Origin of the sequence: Pseudomonas sp. (genome assembly GCF_046581935.1) — a bacterium.
GTDB lineage: Bacteria > Pseudomonadota > Gammaproteobacteria > Pseudomonadales > Pseudomonadaceae > Aquipseudomonas.
In genome coordinates, this window is sequence record NZ_JAYGFK010000012.1 from 385,436 (window position 1) to 402,128 (window position 16,693).

Genomic DNA, 16,693 nt, shown 5'->3' on the forward strand with positions numbered 1-16,693 from the left:
TTATTGCCCACCCAATTTTAGGCGTGCGGTTTCTCCAGAGACAAAAGGAGCAACATCAACCGGACTACCATTCACACTGACCTGTGCGCCGCGAGCAAAGCCCAGGCGCAATTCCAGTGGAGCCCTGCCTGCAAGCTGCAAGGTGTCACCTTTGCGCTTGAGAGCACTAAACAGCACCTTGCCATTGGCATCAGTCAACTGTGTCCAGCAATCAGCGATATAGACCACTGTCACCGACACCTCACCAGCAGCAGCCTGAACCGGCGTTGCAGCAACCACCTCTGGCACAGCAACGGGGGCTACAGGACTTGTTACTGGAGCAGAAGGCTGTGAGCCGGTAGCTAACTGGGCGTCAACACCAGCAGCCGCACTAGGCTCCGAGTTGGTTGCAGAATCAGGAGTGCTTACAGTCTCCTCATCCAGCATCAGAGGCAGTTCAGCATCGTCTTCGGCCTGCCCTGCTTCTACCGCTTGGTCTTCAGGCTCATCAAGCGGATGAATCTGCGTCATACCATCAGCCCCGTCGACCTCGACATGCTCAAGGCTGGTCGAAGCAAGATCCTGTGCACGACGCTCAGACTGCTCTTGCCACCAGAAAAAACTCAACCCGGCCAACGCCAACAGCAGGACAAAACTGACTAAACGCAACACGTGCTGCGAATAGCTCACAGGCTCTTCAATCCGCCCCAGGCTATGCACGTTACTGCCAACGGCGTCACTCCCAGTAAACTGATCAAACTCCAGCACTAAGCGGTTTTGATCGACTTCCAGCAACTTCGCATATGCACGGACATAACCACGGGCAAAGGTATGTCCAGGCAACTTATCGAACGCACCTTGCTCTATCTGAGTCAGGCGTTGCGAGGTCAGGTTAAGTTGGCCAGCGACTTCAGCAATGGTCAAACCGCGACTCTCACGCGCCTTGCGCAAAGTCTCACCCGGATTAACACGGGGAACTGCTAGCACTTCAGGATGCGCCGCTTTCATCATTGCTCCGACAGATATTGCTGATATTCCGGCGTGCCCGGATAAAGTCGCTTCAACTGCAAACCGAGGCTCGCTGCATTGTCACGCTCCTCAAAAATCTTTGCCAAACGAATACCTAATAACAGGCTGCGTGCGTCATGTGGTGCCAAAAGCAGATAGTTTTCGTAGTAACCACGAGCGGGGACGTATTGCTTATCCTCATAGGACAGCTGAGCCAACTCCATTAATGCTCGGGGCTGGCGACTGTTCAAACGCAAAGAGCGTTCCAAATACGCCTTGGCTTGCTCACGCTGCTTCAACTGTAACGAGACCAAACCGAGGTTTTCAAAAACTCGCGAACGCTCTGGGTAAAGACTGTCCTGAGAGGCCTGGGTGAAACGCTCTAAAGATTCCTGATAGCGCTGCTGTTCAAAGAGGAAACTTCCGTAATTATTCAGTAGCCGAGCATCGTCGCTGCGCAACGAAATAGCCTTGCGAAAGTGATCATCTGCCAGTTTCGGTTCCATCTCAACCTGAAACACCAAGGCCAGAGCGGCATGCGCATCAGCATTGGAGGAGTCAAGTTCCAGTGCTTTTTTCAATGGCACCTTGGCGCGCTCAGTAGAACCCTGCTTTAGATAGCCAATACCTAACTGTATATAGGCATCGCGAGCTTCGTCGCGACCCTTGCTGGTTTTCATCGGATCAACAGTGCCGGTAGTAACACAACCGGCTAATAGACTGGCGACCAACAGCAATAACGCGGGACGCAAGGTCATCGGTATCCTCCCCTTTGGTTCAATTGGCGGCGGAACTTGGCGTTTCGGCCTCGCTACTCAATTCACGCACAGCAATATAGCGCTCGCTACGACGGGTACGGTCCATAACCTGGCCAACCAACTGACCACAGGCCGCATCAATATCTTCCCCGCGCGTGGTGCGTACGGTGACATTGTGCCCTGCTTTGTGCAGCAGGTCCTGGAAACGGCGGATTGCATTGTTGCTAGGTCGTTCGTAGCCCGAGTGCGGGAAGGGATTAAACGGAATCAAATTGATCTTGCAAGGCACATCATTGAGAAGTGCGATCATCTCCTCAGCATGGGCAACCTTATCGTTCACATCTTTAAGTAAGGTGTACTCGATAGTCAGTACGCGCTTCTCGCCAAGACGTGAGACATAACGTTTGCAGGCAGCCAGCAGCATTTCTAGCGGGTACTTTTTATTGATCGGTACCAGCTGGCTGCGCAATTCATCATTAGGCGCATGCAGCGATAACGCCAGCGACACATCAATCACCTCGCCTAGCTTGTCGATCATCGGCACTACGCCTGAGGTAGATAGCGTCACCTTGCGTTTGGAGATGCCATAACCGAGATCGTCCATCATGATTTTCATGGCGGCGACGACGTTGTCGAAATTCAGTAACGGCTCGCCCATGCCCATCATCACTACGTTAGTGATGGCTCGATCGACCTTCGCCGGCACACTACCGAACGACTTGTTAGCGATCCACACCTGACCGATCACTTCGGCAGCAGTGAGGTCGCTATTGAACCCCTGCTTACCGGTTGAGCAGAAACTGCAATCCAACGCGCAGCCGGCCTGCGACGACACACACAAGGTGCCGCGAGTACCCTGGGGGATATACACAGTTTCTACGCAACTGCCTGACGCCACGCGCACTACCCACTTGCGTGTGCCGTCAGTAGAAATATCTTCGCTGACCACTTCTGGGCCGCGGATTTCAGCACAGGCCTTGAGCTTCTCGCGCAAGGCCTTGCTGACATTACTCATGGCATCAAAATCATCGACACCAAAATGGTGAATCCACTTCATCATCTGACCGGCGCGGAAACGTTTCTCCCCGAGCTGTTCGAAGAACTGTTCCATTTCTGCCTGGGTCAGACCCAACAGATTGGTTTTGCCGGTCGATGCGATCATGATTTCACCCTCACTCAATTCGCTTAGCGAATGCGAGCGCAAACTTCGGTGGACGCGAAGAAGTATGCGATTTCGCGAACTGCAGAAGCTTCCGAGTCAGAACCATGTACGGCGTTTTCGTCGATGGAAACGGCGAAGTCAGCACGAATGGTGCCAGCAGCAGCTTCTTTTGGGTTAGTAGCGCCCATCAGGTCACGGTTAGCCAGAACAGCGTTTTCGCCTTCCAGAACCTGAACGATAACCGGACCGGAAGTCATGAATGCAACCAGGTCCTTGAAGAAACCACGCTCGCTGTGCTCAGCGTAGAAGCCAGCAGCTTCACGCTCGGACAGCTGAACCATTTTCGAAGCAACGACGCGCAGGCCGGCTTTTTCGAAACGGCTAGTGATCTCACCGATTACGTTTTTAGCAACAGCGTCAGGCTTGATGATGGAGAAAGTGCGTTGAACAGCCATGTGAAACTCCAGAAACAGTAGTTAAAGCGAAAAATTAAACCCGCGAATTATACGCGGGTTTATAGGGATTGCCTAACAGCGTACAGGCCAGACTTAGTCTGCCTCTTCAATCCAGGCGGCCTGAACCGCCTCCAGCACCTTCTCACCACCGCGCGCAGGGTCATCACTGAACTCCGGCAAGGCCAGAATCCACTTACGCAGATCGACAAAGTTCACGTAGCGCGGATCAACATCAGGCTTGGACTCAGCCAACTGAATGGCGACCTCCAACACATCAACCCATTTCAGGCTCATAGCAAACTCCCGGGATCAGTGCGGCGCTTCGGCAGCGTGGTTAAGCGAATACTTGGGAATCTCGACGGTCAGATCCTCATCGCCGACAATCGCCTGGCAAGACAAGCGTGATTGCGGCTCAAGCCCCCAGGCCTTATCCAGCATGTCCTCTTCCAGCTCATCAGCCTCAACTAGCGAAGCAAAGCCCTCACGGATAATGCAGTGGCACGTAGTGCACGCGCAGACACCACCACAGGCGCTTTCGATTTCAATATGGTGCTCATGCGCCAATTCAAGTACTGAAGTACCTGGCGCCGCGTCAACGACCAAACCATCCGGACACAACACAGCGTGAGGCAGAAAAATAATCTGCGGCATGCTTATTCCCCAATCTCATTAAGACTACGGCCCGCTAATGCAGCCTTGACCGTGGCATCCAGGCGACGCGCAGCAAAGGCATCGGTCACCAGGGTTAAACGTTTCGTCTGCTGCTCGATAGCCAAACCATCGTTGCCGGCCATCAGCTCACGCAACAACTCTATCTGCGCTTCAATAGCCAAGCGCTCATCAGCGTCCAGCAGGCGCTCACCATCGGCCAGCAACGCGGCTTCCACAGCTTCAATCAGGCGTTTAGCATCAACCTGCTGCTCACGCAGCACACGAGCAGCTTTGTCGTCACCCGCGTTACTAAAAGAGTCCTGCAGCATTTTGGCAATTTCGCCATCGGTCAGCCCATACGACGGCTTAACCTGAATGCTAGCTTCAACACCCGAGGCCAACTCACGCGCTGCCACACTGAGCAAACCGTCCGCATCGACCTGGAAGGTCACGCGAATTTTCGCCGCCCCAGCGACCATCGGAGGAATACCGCGCAACTCGAAACGTGCCAGGGAACGACAGTCGCTAATCAGCTCGCGCTCACCCTGCAGTACATGAACCATCATGGCCGTCTGACCATCTTTATAGGTGGTAAAGTCTTGGGCGCGCGCAACAGGGATGGTGGTATTGCGCGGAATCACCTTTTCCATCAACCCGCCCATGGTTTCCAGACCAAGCGACAATGGAATAACATCCAGCAGCAGCAGTTCTTCACCGTCGCCACGCTTATTGCCTGCCAGGGCATCAGCCTGGACCGCAGCGCCGATAGCCACTACTTGATCAGGGTCAATGTCGGTCAACGGCTCACGCGCAAATAATTCCGCCACCGCCTGGCGCACGCGCGGCACACGAGTAGAGCCGCCAACCATCACGACAGCCTCAACCTCATCAAGCTCAATACCGGCATCACGGACTGCGCGACGGCACGCTTTGAGGCTACGCGCCAGCATTGGCTCGATCAGCGCATCAAACTGCCCACGACTTAACTGCCCCTGCCAACCGGCATAGCTAAGTACTGTCGCAGAGCTGTCAGTGAGCGCCTCTTTAGCCGCACAAGCCGTCTCCAGCAACAGACGCTGTTCACCCGGATCGAGATCAGCCGAAACACCGGCCTGCTCAACAACCCAACCCGCTATCGCATGATCAAAATCATCGCCGCCCAGCGCGCTATCACCACCAGTAGCCAACACCTCAAACACGCCACCGGTAAGACGCAGCACGGAGATATCGAAGGTGCCACCGCCCAGATCATAAATAGCCACCACGCCTTCAGCGTGCTGATCGAGACCATAAGCGACAGCAGCGGCGGTAGGCTCATTGAGCAAGCGCAGCACATTCAGACCAGCCAGACGCGCAGCATCTTTGGTGGCCTGACGCTGGGAGTCATCAAAATAGGCCGGCACGGTAATCACCGCCCCCACCAACTCACCACCCAGAGTCGCCTCTGCTCGCTGACGCAACACTTTGAGGATATCCGCCGACACCTCAACAGGGCTTTTGGGCCCCTGTACCGTTTCAATGAACGGCATATGCGACTCGCCGCCAACGAAACGATAAGGCAGCTGCTCACCAAGCTGCTTGACGTCAGCCAGGCCGCGCCCCATCAAGCGCTTAACCGACAACACGGTATTCAACGGGTCACCCGAGGCCGCCGCCTTGGCCAGCTCACCGACTTCGACGCGATCAGCGTGGTAGCGCACAGCCGACGGCAAGATGACCTGGCCATCAGCATCAGCCAGCGGCTCGGAGAGCCCACTGCGCACAGCAGCAACCAGCGAATTGGTGGTACCCAGATCAATCCCCACCGCCAGTCGACGCTGGTGTGGCTGGGGGCTTTGTCCGGGCTCAGCGATCTGCAGTAAGGCCATGATTAGTCAATGCTTAGATATCAGGCGCGCGACAACAGGCGCACGAGTGTTAATCGTCGAGGCGCTCTTCGAGCTGGCGAACCTCGTGGGAAAGCTTGTCGAGGAACTGCATACGGCGCATCAGGCGCTCGGCCTCTTCGCGCCGTGCAGCGTCATTCCAACAAACGGCAAAACTCTGGTTAAGCTCATCCTGAGCCACTTTCAAACGCTGCTTGAACCGCGCGACACCAGCCAGATCCGCACTTTCATGCAAATCCTCCAGCTCTTCACGCAACTGCATTTGCTGCATCAAGAAGCTCGGATCCTGCACGGTGACTTCCAGCGGCAACTCAGGACCACTCAAAGCCAGCAGGTAACGCGCACGCTGCGGCGGATTCTTTAGCGTTTGATAAGCCTCATTGAGACTAGCCGAACGCTCCAGCGCCAAGCGCTGGTCACGCTCGGAAGCATCAGCGAAACGATCCGGATGAACCTGCCCAGCAAGCTCACGATAGCGACTTGCCAGCAGTTTCAAATCCAGATCAAAACCTGGCTGCAGATCGAACAGTGCAAAGTGACAAGGACTGCCCACGAGCACCTCAGATATTGAAACTTTCGCCGCAGCCACACTCGCCGCGCACGTTTGGGTTATTGAACTTAAAACCTTCGTTCAACCCCTCTTTAACGAAGTCGAGCTCAGTACCATCGAGATAAACCAAACTCTTGGGATCAATGATTACCTTGACACCATAGTTCTCGAACACCTGATCTTCGCTGGCGGCCTCATCGACAAACTCCAGCACATAAGCCAAACCGGAACAGCCCGTGGTGCGCACACCCAGGCGAATGCCTTCGCCCTTACCACGTCCGTCGAGGGAGCGACGCACGTGCTGAGCTGCAGCTTCGGTCATGCTGATAGCCATCGACAACCTCCTTAAAGCAAGCCTTTCTTCTGCTTGTAATCGCGCACGGCCGCCTTAATGGCGTCCTCCGCAAGTACCGAGCAGTGGATTTTCACCGGTGGCAGAGCCAATTCCTCAGCCAGCTGGGTGTTCTTAATGGTTTCTGCTTCATCCAAGGTTTTGCCCTTCATCCACTCGGTCGCGAGGGAGCTGGAGGCAATTGCCGAGCCGCAGCCATAGGTCTTGAACTTGGCGTCTTCAATTACACCCAGCTCGTTAACCTTGATCTGCAAACGCATCACATCACCGCAAGCCGGCGCACCGACCATACCGGTGCCAACACTTGGATCTTCCGCGTCCATCTTGCCGACGTTGCGCGGGTTCTCGTAGTGGTCAATGACCTTTTCACTGTAAGCCATGCTGGTATTCCTTCCTCATCAGAGAGTCGCTCTTGCTCGGCGACTACTTAGTGCGCCGCCCACTCGATCTTGGAGATGTCGACACCGTCTTTGTACATATCCCATAGCGGCGATAATTCGCGCAGCTTGGTCACCGCCTCGCACACTTTCTGCGCGGCGTAATCGACCTCTTCATCAGTTGTGAAGCGGCCGAAGGTAAAGCGAATGGAGCTATGCGCCAACTCATCATTGCGGCCCAAGGCACGCAACACGTAAGACGGCTCCAACGAAGCAGAGGTACAGGCCGAACCGGAGGAAACAGCCAGATCCTTGAGCGCCATAATCAGCGACTCACCTTCGACATAGTTGAAGCTCAGGTTGAGGTTGTGCGGCACACGGGCAGTCATGCTGCCGTTGATGTACAGCTCTTCCAGACCATCAACCTGCTTGAAGAAACGGTCACGCAACGCCAGGATGCGCTGGTTTTCTTGGGTCATTTCTTCCTTGGCAATACGGAATGCCTCACCCATACCTACGCACTGGTGAGTCGCCAGGGTGCCGGAACGCATACCACGCTCATGACCGCCGCCATGGGTCTGCGCCTCAAGACGCACGCGCGGCTTACGACGCACAAAAAGAGCACCAACCCCTTTAGGGCCGTAGGTCTTGTGTGCAGAGAAGGACATCAGATCGACCTTAAGCGACTCCAGATCGATTGCCACTTTGCCAGTGGACTGTGCCGCATCGACATGGAAGAACACACCACGCGAACGCGTCAACTCACCGATCGCGGCGATATCGTTAACAGTGCCAATCTCGTTATTCACGTGCATAGCCGACACTAAAATGGTGTCCTCACGCAGCTCTGCCTCGATCATGGCCGGGGTAATCAGACCGTCTTCGCCAGGCTCTATGTAAGTCACTTCAAAGCCTTCGCGCTCAAGCTGGCGCATGGTATCCAGCACCGCTTTGTGCTCGATCTTCGAAGTGATCAGGTGCTTACCCTTGGCTTTATAAAAGTCAGCAATGCCTTTGATCGCCAAGTTGTTCGACTCGGTAGCACCGGAGGTCCAAACAATTTCACGCGGGTCGGCATTAACCAGCTCAGCCACCTGACGACGAGCGTTCTCGACCGCCTCTTCAGCCTTCCAACCGAACACGTGCGAGCGCGACGCAGGGTTACCAAAATTGCCATCGACCAGCAGGCATTCGCTCATTTTTTGCGCAACACGCGGATCAACCGGCGTGGTGGCGGAATAATCGAGATAAATCGGCAATCTCATCAACTTTCTCCTAAATCAGGTATCAGGCCAGCGCCTTACGCTCAGTCAATAGCGGACGCTTCGATCTTATCCAGCAGCGGCGCCCGGCCATTGCAGCGGCGCTGATCCTGGCGCTGGGCGACCTCTTGCACTTCGTGACGGCTCACCAAGTCAGCGAGACTGATGCCACTTAGAAATTCGTGTATCTGCTGACTGAGGTCACACCACAAGTGATGCGTAAGACAGGTATCACCAGCATGGCAATCACCCTGCCCTTGGCAACGCGTAGCATCAACTGACTCGTTGACCGCATCGATCACCTCAGCCACCTGGATACCCTGCATATCTCGCGACAGCTGATAGCCACCGCCAGGTCCACGAACACTGGAAACCAAGCTACCGCGACGCAACTTGGCAAACAGCTGCTCCAGATAGGAAAGGGAGATACCCTGCCGCTCGGAAATGTCCGCCAGTGAGACCGGGCCACGCTGCGCGTGCAACGCCAAGTCAAGCATGGCAGTGACGGCATAACGGCCTTTGGTGGTTAATCGCATAAGGTATTACCGCGTGATCGCAATATGCCGCGAGTATGCAATTCCCGAGCATTTAAGTCAACTATAAGACCAAGTAATTTAGTCGGGATTAAGCTAAGTGAGGGTCCGAATCATAGCAAAATATCCAACCTCATACAGCAGACTCACCACTCTGCTCCTTGCACACACCGGCAAAATCCTCATCGCGCAACTGCGGCAAATCCTTCGCGCAATAATCACTACCGAGCGACTTCAACGCGCCACACATACCTTCTAAGCGACCGTCAACTGCATGCAGGTGATCAAGCAGCTGACCAATGGCACGCGCAACAGGGTCAGGCATATCCTGACTGACGCCATAAGCGTCAAAACCGAACTTCTCGGCAATAGCCTGGCGCTTAGCTTCCTGCTCATCATCCAAGCGAACAATGACCCGCCCCGGAATACCAACCGCCGTAGCGCCAGCCGGTACTGCCTTGGTCACCACGGCATTGGAGCCAATCTTGGCCCCAGCACCAACGGTAAAAGGCCCAAGCACCTTGGCCCCAGCGCCAACAACAACCCCATCCTCCAGAGTCGGATGACGCTTACCCTTATTCCAACTGGTGCCACCCAAGGTCACACCCTGGTAAAGGGTAACGTCATCACCGATTTCCGCGGTCTCGCCGATAACGATGCCCATACCATGGTCAATAAAGAATCGCCGACCGATTTTCGCCCCGGGATGGATCTCAATCCCGGTCATCCAACGCCCGAAGTTTGACACCACGCGCGCCAACCACTTCCAACCAGCCACCCACAGCGCGTGCGCGACGCGATGCAGCCAAACCGCATGCAGCCCTGGATAGCAAGTGACCACCTCAAAGGCATTTCGCGCCGCCGGATCGCGATGAAATACGCTCTGAATATCCTCTCGCATGCGCTCAAACATCTACCTTCTCCTGCTTCTGGTGCTGACCACGCGCAGCCTTGATGGTTTCCGTCAAGATACCGCGCAAAATATTCATTTCCAGCTTGCTCACCGAACTACGCCCATACAAACGACGCAAGCGACTCATCAAGCGTCGAGGCCTAACAGGATCGAGAAATTTGATCTCAATCAGCGCCTGTTCAAGGTGGGCATAAAACGACTCCAGCTCATCTGCCGTAACAGGCTCATCATCCTGCTCGACTACGACCTCCGGCCTCAGCGGCAGCTCTTCTGCCGCCAACCAGGCCATACGTACTTCGTAAGCTAATACTTGAACCGCCGCTGCCAGATTCAACGAACTAAACGCAGGGTCAGAGGGGATATGTACATGAAAATGACAGCGCTGCAGCTCCTCATTAGTCAGGCCGGCATATTCACGCCCAAACACCAACGCAACCTGCGCGCCCTGTTGCGCCTGCTCACACGCTGCAACACCACACTCGCGTGGCTCCAGCATCGGCCAGGGAATATGTCGATCCCGCGCACTGGTGCCCAAGACTAAACGGCAACCGACCAGCGCCTCCTCAAGCGTGCCAACCACCCGAGCACTGTCCAGAATATCAGCAGCCCCTGAAGCTCTGGCAACCGCCTCAGCGCTGGGAAAGTCCTGCGGATCAACCAGCACCAACTGCGATAACCCCATGTTCTTCATGGCCCGCGCCGCGCCGCCGATATTGCCCGGATGACTGGTATTGACCAAGACCACACGAATATTTTCCAGCAACACGAACACCCACAGACAATGCATAGAGCAGCAAATCTTACAGAAGCCACCTGACTTACGCCACGCAAGGCGCAGGTTGCACTTCATCCGCGACACTTTTCTGCTAACATGGCCGGCTTTCTTTAACGACCCAGGTGACAATCCATGCAGCCCATGCTGAATATCGCGCTGCGCGCAGCCCGTAGCGCCGGCGAAATGATCTTCCGCTCGACCGAACGCTTGGACGTCATCTCGGTCGACGAGAAAGAAGCCAAGGATTATGTGACTGAAATTGATCGCTCTGCCGAACAGCTGATCATTCAGGCTCTACGTAAGGCCTATCCAACCCACGGCATTCTTGGCGAGGAAAGCGGCCTAAGCGAAGGCAGCGGCGATGGTGCAGATTATCTGTGGATCATCGACCCGCTAGATGGCACCACCAACTTCATTCGCGGTATCCCGCATTACGCCGTAAGCATCGCCTGCAAATACCGCGGCCGACTTGAGCACGCTGTAATTATCGACCCGGTTCGCCAAGAAGAATTTACCGCTAGCCGTGGCCGCGGTGCTGCGCTCAACGGCCGCCGCCTGCGCGTAGGCAGCCGCAAGAGCCTGGAAGGTGCGCTACTGGGCACTGGCTTTCCATTCCGTGACAGCCAAATGGAAAACCTCGAGAACTACATTGGCATGTTCCGCAGCCTAGTCGGCCAGACAGCTGGCGTACGTCGCGCAGGCGCAGCAAGCCTAGACCTGGCCTACGTTGCGGCAGGCCGTTTCGACGCATTCTGGGAGTTTGGCCTGTCCGAGTGGGACATGGCAGCAGGCGCCCTGCTCATCCAGGAAGCCGGCGGTCTCGTCAGCGACTTCAGCGGCGGCCACGACTTCCTTGAAAAAGGCCAGATCGTTGCCGGCAACACCAAATGCTTCAAGGCTGTTCTGACAGCTATTCAGCCGCACCTGTCAGCCTCATTGAAGCGCTAACTATACGGCAATAAAAAAGCGCCTTACGGGCGCTTTTTTATTTAGCAGTTCAACAAGCCAAGCGACTTATCAATCACTTAGCAGCCTCATCTGACAGCACCAATTGACCATCCTTGACCGGGATTTTTCGACCCGGATCACTGGCCATACGCACCTGACCCACCTTGCCATCCAGGTCGTACTTAACGTCATAACCCACCAGCTTCTCACTGGCGTCGGTTACCGTACTGCAACGCGTTTCAGTGGTGGTGTAGGTATCGCTGGCCTGCATATTTTCCTGCACCTTGTTGCCTGCATAACCACCGCCTACAGCACCAGCAACGGTGGCCAGTTTCTTACCGTTGCCACCACCCACCTGATTACCCAGCAAGCCACCCACTACCGCACCAATAGCTGTGCCGGCAATCTTATGCTGATCCTTTACCGGCGCCTGACGCGTAACCGCCACATCCTTGCACACCTCACGCGGGGTTTTGATGGTTTCCATAACCGGTTTCACAGCAAGCACTTCGGCATACTGTGTCGCATTGACAAAGCTGTAGGTCGCCACAGCGCCACCCGCCGTCACGCCAACAGCCCCCAATACCGCACCAACCAACAATGACTTATTCATATATGCCTCCTTGACCTATTGCTGCGGCGCTCATTGCGCCTTACTCCCAGCCTTGGAGCATAAAAAAACCGAGCAAGTTCAACACCGCCCGGTTCTTTCAATAAATTGCGACTGAACACCCAGTATTAGGGGCGATCATCAACCTCTTCGGCCACTACCGGCGGAATCAGGTCATCAACCGTCAGATCCAACCAAACCAGCACAACGTTAGCGATATAGATCGACGAATAGGTACCCGCCGCCACACCGATAAACAGCGCCACCGAAAAACCAAACAGGTTGTCGCCCGCGAACAGCAGTAGCGCGGTAATAGCCAGCAAGGTAGAAAGGGACGTAGCCATGGTACGCAACAGCGTTTGTGTCGTAGAGATATTGATGTTTTCAATCAACGTCGCCTTACGCAACACGCGAAAGTTCTCACGAACACGATCGAAAACCACGATGGTATCGTTCAACGAGTAGCCAATAATGGCAAGCAACGCCGCCATCACCGTCAGGTCAAACGTGATCTGAAAGAACGACAGAATGCCCAACGTAACGATCACGTCGTGAATCAGCGAGATAATTGCCGCCACACCAAACTTCCACTGGAAGCGGAACGCCAGATACAGCATCACGCCACCCAATGCCAACAGCAGGCCGAGCCCACCCTGGTCGCGTAACTCCTCACCCACTTGCGGGCCGACGAACTCGACCTTTTTCACCTCAAGCTGCTCACCAGCCTGGCGCAGCACAACGGCCACCTTATTACCGAGCGCAGGATCATTACCCTGCATACGCACAACCACATCAGTGGTAGCGCCAAAACTCTGCACCACAGCATCAACATACCCAGCAACAGACAGTTGCTCACGGACTTTGCCCAAGTCCGCAGGCTGCTCATAGCTCAGCTCGATTTGCGTACCACCGGTAAAATCCAGCCCCAGATTCAACCCTTTGGCAAACAGGCTAACCAGCGACAGCACCGTCAGCACCACGGTGAAGGCAAACGCAATATTGCGCACCCCCATGAAGTTGATCGTACGATTCATAACAGCCCCTTAAATCCACAACTTCTTGAAGTCACGCCCACCGCAGGTCAGGTTGACCATGCAGCGCGTTACCAGAATGGCGGTAAACATCGAGGTGAGGATACCCAGCGACAGCGTCACAGCGAATCCCTTGACCGGCCCCGTACCCATGGCGAACAGTATCCCGCCCACCAACAGAGTCGTCAGGTTAGCGTCGACAATCGCCGAATAAGCCCGATCAAAACCCTCATGAATGGCGCGCTGGATCGACATGCCATTGGCGATTTCCTCACGAATACGCGAGAAGATCAGCACGTTGGCATCCACCGCCATACCCATGGTCAAAACGATACCGGCAATACCCGGCAGGGTCAGCGTGGCACTGAGCAGTGACATCAGCGCCAGCAGCAGCACCATGTTCAAACCCAGAGCAATAGTGGCCAGCACGCCAAAGAAACGGTAAATGGCAATGATAAACAGCGAGACAAACAGCATTGCCCATAGCGACGCGTTAACACCCTTGGTGATGTTGTCAGCACCAAGACTCGGACCAATAGTGCGCTCCTCAGCGAAGTACATCGGTGCAGCCAGACCACCAGCCCGCAGCAGCAATGCCAACTCGGACGACTCACCCTGACCATCCAAGCCAGTGATACGGAACTGGCTACCCAGCGGCGACTGAATCGTAGCCAGGCTAATGATCTTCTTCTCTTCGCTGAAGGTCTGTAGCTCAACTTCTTTCTCGACACCATCCACAACCTGGCGCACGGTTCGAGCGACTGGCTTCTGCTCGATAAAGATTACAGCCATGCTGCGCCCAACATTATTGCGGGTCGCACGATTCATCAGGTCACCGCCACGGCCATCCAGACGGATATTGACCTGCGGACGGCCGTTTTCGTCGAAGCTCGCCTGCGCATCAGTCACCTGATCGCCGGTGATGATTAGATCTCGCTCCAACTGGGCTGGCGGACGGCCCTCTTGGCGGAATTCAAAACTCTCAGTTGCAGCCTTGCTCGCATCCGGTGCAGCAGCCAGACGGAACTCTAGATTGGCGGTTTTACCGAGGATGCGCTTAGCCTCAGCGGTATCCTGCACACCCGGCAGCTCAACCACGATGCGATTAGCACCCTGACGCTGCACCAGCGGCTCAGCCACACCCAACTCATTCACCCGGTTACGCACCGTGGTCAGGTTCTGCTTAATTGAGTACTCACGAATTTCTTTCATCTTGGCCTGTGTAAGCGCCAAGCGCAGCACCTGCTGCTCGCCGCGCGGCACAGCAGTCAGATCAAAATCATTGAAATCCTTACGAATCAACTGCCGGGCCTTCTCCAACGTTGCTTCATCGGTAAAGCCCAACTGAATAGCACCATCAAGCTCAGGCAGACTGCGATAACGCACACGCTCCTTGCGCAGCAGGGTCTTGACCTCACCCTCATACACCTTGCGGCGTGCATCCAGAGCTTTGTCCATGTCCACTTCCATAAGAAAGTGCACACCACCAGACAAGTCCAAACCCAGCTTCATCGGGCTGCCACCCAGGTTACGCAACCAATCAGGCGTGGTCTGTGCCAGGTTCAGCGCGACCACAAAGTCATCACTCAAAGCCTTGCGCACCAGGTCTTTGGCTGGCAATTGATCTTCAGCACTGTTCAGACGCAGCAAGCCAGCACGACCCTGCTCGGCCAGACTAGTCGCCTTTACACTGATACCTGCCGCATCCAGAGCGCGAACGGCGCGATCCAGGTCGGCCTGCTCGACGCGCAAAGCGGAGCTGTTGCCACTGATCTGGATCGCCGGATCGTCCGGGTACAGATTGGGCACGGAATAAAGAAAGCCGACTGCCAGTACAGCCAGAATCAGCAGGTATTTCCAAATAGGGAATTTGTTGAGCATGACGCCGCCCGTTATGACGCGGGGCGCATTAAGCGCCCCGTCGAATGGTAAAGGTGTGTTGCTTAGATCGCTTTCAACGTGCCTTTAGGCAGCGAGGCGGCAATCGCCACTTTCTGGATTTTCAGTTCGACGGTATCGGACACTTCAATAACCACGAAGTCATCAGAAACCTTGGTGACCTTGCCAGCAATACCGCCGCTAGTTACCACTTCATCACCCTTCTGCAGGCCGCCAAGCAAACCCTTGTGCTCTTTTGCACGCTTGGCCTGAGGACGCCAGATCATCAGATAGAAGATGACCAGAAAGCCGACCAGAAACACCCATTCAAAACCACTACCAGCAGGACCGACAGCCGGTGCGGCACCATCAGCGAACGCTGCGGGAATAAAAAAGCTCATGTAACACTCCTGTATTAAAGGTACTTATAAGGTTAAGAAATCAGTCCAGAGGCGGCGTTGGCAGCCCGCGCTTGGCATAGAAGGCATCGACAAAGGCGGCCAATGTACCCTGTTGAATAGCCTCGCGCAAACCAGCCATAAGCACCTGATAATGCCGTAAGTTATGGATTGTATTGAGCATGCTGCCGAGCATTTCGCCACACTTGTCCAAGTGATGCAGGTAGGCGCGGGAGAAATTTTTACAGGTGTAGCAATCGCAGGTCGGATCCAGCGGAGAATTGTCCTGCTTATGGAAGGCGTTGCGGATTTTCAGCACACCGGTATCAATGAACAAATGGCCATTGCGCGCATTACGGGTCGGCATCACACAGTCAAACATGTCCACGCCACGACGCACACCTTCAACCAGATCCTCTGGCTTACCCACTCCCATCAGATAGCGCGGCTTATCGGCCGGCAACTGAGCAGGCAGGTAATCCAGCACCTTGATCATCTCCTCTTTCGGCTCACCAACTGACAACCCACCAATGGCATAACCGTCAAAACCGACCTGTTCCAGGCCATCCAGAGAAACTTTACGCAACTCTTCGTACATGCCGCCCTGAACGATGCCAAACAGCGCCGCTGTATTGTCGCCATGCGCCTCTTTCGAGCGCTTGGCCCAACGCAAGGACAACTCCATCGACTTTTTGGCCACATCAAACTCGGCCGGATACGGTGTGCACTCATCAAAGATCATCACGATGTCAGAGCCCAGGTCGCGCTGTACCTGCATCGACTCCTCAGGCCCCATAAACACCTTGGCACCATCAACCGGAGAAGCGAAGTACACACCCTCTTCCTTGATCTTGCGCATGGCCCCCAAGCTGAACACCTGAAAACCACCCGAGTCAGTGAGAATTGGTCCCTGCCACTGCATAAAGTCATGCAGATCACCGTGCTTCTTGATCACCTCAGTGCCAGGACGCAGCCACAAGTGGAAGGTGTTACCAAGAATGATCTGCGCACCAATGGCCTCGATATCGCGCGGCAGCATGCCTTTGACCGTGCCGTACGTACCTACAGGCATAAATGCCGGAGTTTCCACCACACCACGCGGGAAGGTCAGCCGACCACGTCGCGCTTTACCCTCGGTCGCCAACAATTCGAAAGACATGCGACAGG

General features: G+C 55.1%; 20 protein-coding genes. 1 reads left to right on the plus strand and 19 read right to left on the minus strand.

Annotated features, from left to right (window positions below):
- The 14 genes from VCA57_RS09615 to trmJ all read right to left on the minus strand — a co-directional run bounded on the left by VCA57_RS09615 (window position 1) and on the right by trmJ (window position 10,673).
- Complete coding sequence (locus tag VCA57_RS09615; protein ID WP_411184766.1) at window positions 1-987, minus strand: RodZ domain-containing protein; 987 nt, start codon at window positions 985-987, stop codon at window positions 1-3.
- On the minus strand, window positions 987-1,745 hold the full coding sequence (pilW, locus tag VCA57_RS09620; RefSeq protein WP_411184767.1) for a type IV pilus biogenesis/stability protein PilW: 759 nt from the start codon (window positions 1,743-1,745) through the stop codon (window positions 987-989). Before pilW ends, VCA57_RS09615 begins: the two co-directional genes overlap by 1 nt.
- 19 nt (window positions 1,746-1,764) lie before the next feature.
- Entirely contained in the window at window positions 1,765-2,907 is a 1,143-nt protein-coding gene (gene rlmN, locus VCA57_RS09625; RefSeq protein ID WP_411184768.1) for a 23S rRNA (adenine(2503)-C(2))-methyltransferase RlmN, read from the minus strand.
- Window positions 2,908-2,930: 23 nt separating this feature from the next.
- A complete protein-coding gene (gene ndk, locus VCA57_RS09630) occupies window positions 2,931-3,362 on the minus strand; it encodes a nucleoside-diphosphate kinase (protein WP_411184769.1) in 432 nt (143 codons plus the stop codon).
- Between the two features lie 93 nt (window positions 3,363-3,455).
- Window positions 3,456-3,656 (minus strand): Fe-S cluster assembly protein IscX, encoded by a 201-nt coding sequence (gene iscX, locus VCA57_RS09635; RefSeq protein WP_411184770.1) that lies wholly within the window; start codon window positions 3,654-3,656, stop codon window positions 3,456-3,458.
- Between the two features lie 15 nt (window positions 3,657-3,671).
- Window positions 3,672-4,013 (minus strand): ISC system 2Fe-2S type ferredoxin, encoded by a 342-nt coding sequence (fdx, locus tag VCA57_RS09640; RefSeq protein ID WP_411184771.1) that lies wholly within the window; start codon window positions 4,011-4,013, stop codon window positions 3,672-3,674.
- A 2-nt stretch (window positions 4,014-4,015) separates the two neighbouring features.
- Entirely contained in the window at window positions 4,016-5,881 is a 1,866-nt protein-coding gene (gene hscA, locus VCA57_RS09645; RefSeq protein ID WP_411184772.1) for a Fe-S protein assembly chaperone HscA, read from the minus strand.
- 49 nt (window positions 5,882-5,930) lie between these two features.
- A complete protein-coding gene (gene hscB, locus VCA57_RS09650; RefSeq protein ID WP_411184773.1) occupies window positions 5,931-6,452 on the minus strand; it encodes a co-chaperone HscB in 522 nt (173 codons plus the stop codon).
- A 7-nt stretch (window positions 6,453-6,459) separates the two neighbouring features.
- The gene (iscA, locus tag VCA57_RS09655) at window positions 6,460-6,783 is read right to left on the minus strand and encodes an iron-sulfur cluster assembly protein IscA (protein WP_411184774.1); all 324 of its coding nucleotides are present in this window, start codon (window positions 6,781-6,783) and stop codon (window positions 6,460-6,462) included.
- A gap of 11 nt (window positions 6,784-6,794) precedes the next feature.
- On the minus strand, window positions 6,795-7,181 hold the full coding sequence (gene iscU / locus VCA57_RS09660) for a Fe-S cluster assembly scaffold IscU (RefSeq protein WP_147172052.1): 387 nt from the start codon (window positions 7,179-7,181) through the stop codon (window positions 6,795-6,797).
- Window positions 7,182-7,228: 47 nt separating this feature from the next.
- Window positions 7,229-8,443 carry an IscS subfamily cysteine desulfurase gene (locus VCA57_RS09665; protein WP_411184775.1) on the minus strand — a complete coding sequence of 405 codons (1,215 nt, stop codon included), beginning with the start codon at window positions 8,441-8,443 and terminating at the stop codon, window positions 7,229-7,231.
- A 41-nt stretch (window positions 8,444-8,484) separates the two neighbouring features.
- A complete protein-coding gene (gene iscR, locus VCA57_RS09670; RefSeq protein ID WP_411184776.1) occupies window positions 8,485-8,976 on the minus strand; it encodes a Fe-S cluster assembly transcriptional regulator IscR in 492 nt (163 codons plus the stop codon).
- Window positions 8,977-9,106: 130 nt separating this feature from the next.
- A complete protein-coding gene (gene cysE / locus VCA57_RS09675) occupies window positions 9,107-9,886 on the minus strand; it encodes a serine O-acetyltransferase (protein ID WP_411184777.1) in 780 nt (259 codons plus the stop codon).
- Entirely contained in the window at window positions 9,879-10,673 is a 795-nt protein-coding gene (gene trmJ / locus VCA57_RS09680) for a tRNA (cytosine(32)/uridine(32)-2'-O)-methyltransferase TrmJ (RefSeq protein WP_411184778.1), read from the minus strand. Before trmJ ends, cysE begins: the two co-directional genes overlap by 8 nt.
- Before the next feature lie 120 nt (window positions 10,674-10,793).
- Between trmJ and suhB the strand changes: the two genes are divergently transcribed.
- Window positions 10,794-11,609 (plus strand): inositol-phosphate phosphatase, encoded by an 816-nt coding sequence (suhB, locus tag VCA57_RS09685; protein WP_411184779.1) that lies wholly within the window; start codon window positions 10,794-10,796, stop codon window positions 11,607-11,609.
- A 73-nt stretch (window positions 11,610-11,682) separates the two neighbouring features.
- On the opposite strand, the gene VCA57_RS09690 is transcribed toward suhB, so the two are convergent.
- The 5 genes from VCA57_RS09690 to tgt all read right to left on the minus strand — a co-directional run bounded on the left by VCA57_RS09690 (window position 11,683) and on the right by tgt (window position 16,685).
- Complete coding sequence (locus VCA57_RS09690) at window positions 11,683-12,222, minus strand: glycine zipper 2TM domain-containing protein (RefSeq protein WP_411184780.1); 540 nt, start codon at window positions 12,220-12,222, stop codon at window positions 11,683-11,685.
- Window positions 12,223-12,347: 125 nt separating this feature from the next.
- The gene (gene secF, locus VCA57_RS09695) at window positions 12,348-13,253 is read right to left on the minus strand and encodes a protein translocase subunit SecF (protein ID WP_411184781.1); all 906 of its coding nucleotides are present in this window, start codon (window positions 13,251-13,253) and stop codon (window positions 12,348-12,350) included.
- A gap of 9 nt (window positions 13,254-13,262) precedes the next feature.
- Entirely contained in the window at window positions 13,263-15,131 is a 1,869-nt protein-coding gene (secD, locus tag VCA57_RS09700; protein WP_411184782.1) for a protein translocase subunit SecD, read from the minus strand.
- Window positions 15,132-15,193: 62 nt separating this feature from the next.
- Window positions 15,194-15,529, minus strand: a complete 336-nt coding sequence (gene yajC, locus VCA57_RS09705) for a preprotein translocase subunit YajC (protein WP_411184783.1) — start codon at window positions 15,527-15,529, stop codon at window positions 15,194-15,196.
- Window positions 15,530-15,569: 40 nt separating this feature from the next.
- Window positions 15,570-16,685: a tRNA guanosine(34) transglycosylase Tgt gene (gene tgt, locus VCA57_RS09710; RefSeq protein WP_411184948.1), complete on the minus strand. Its 1,116-nt coding sequence runs from the start codon at window positions 16,683-16,685 to the stop codon at window positions 15,570-15,572.
- Between the last annotated feature and the right edge of the window lie 8 nt (window positions 16,686-16,693).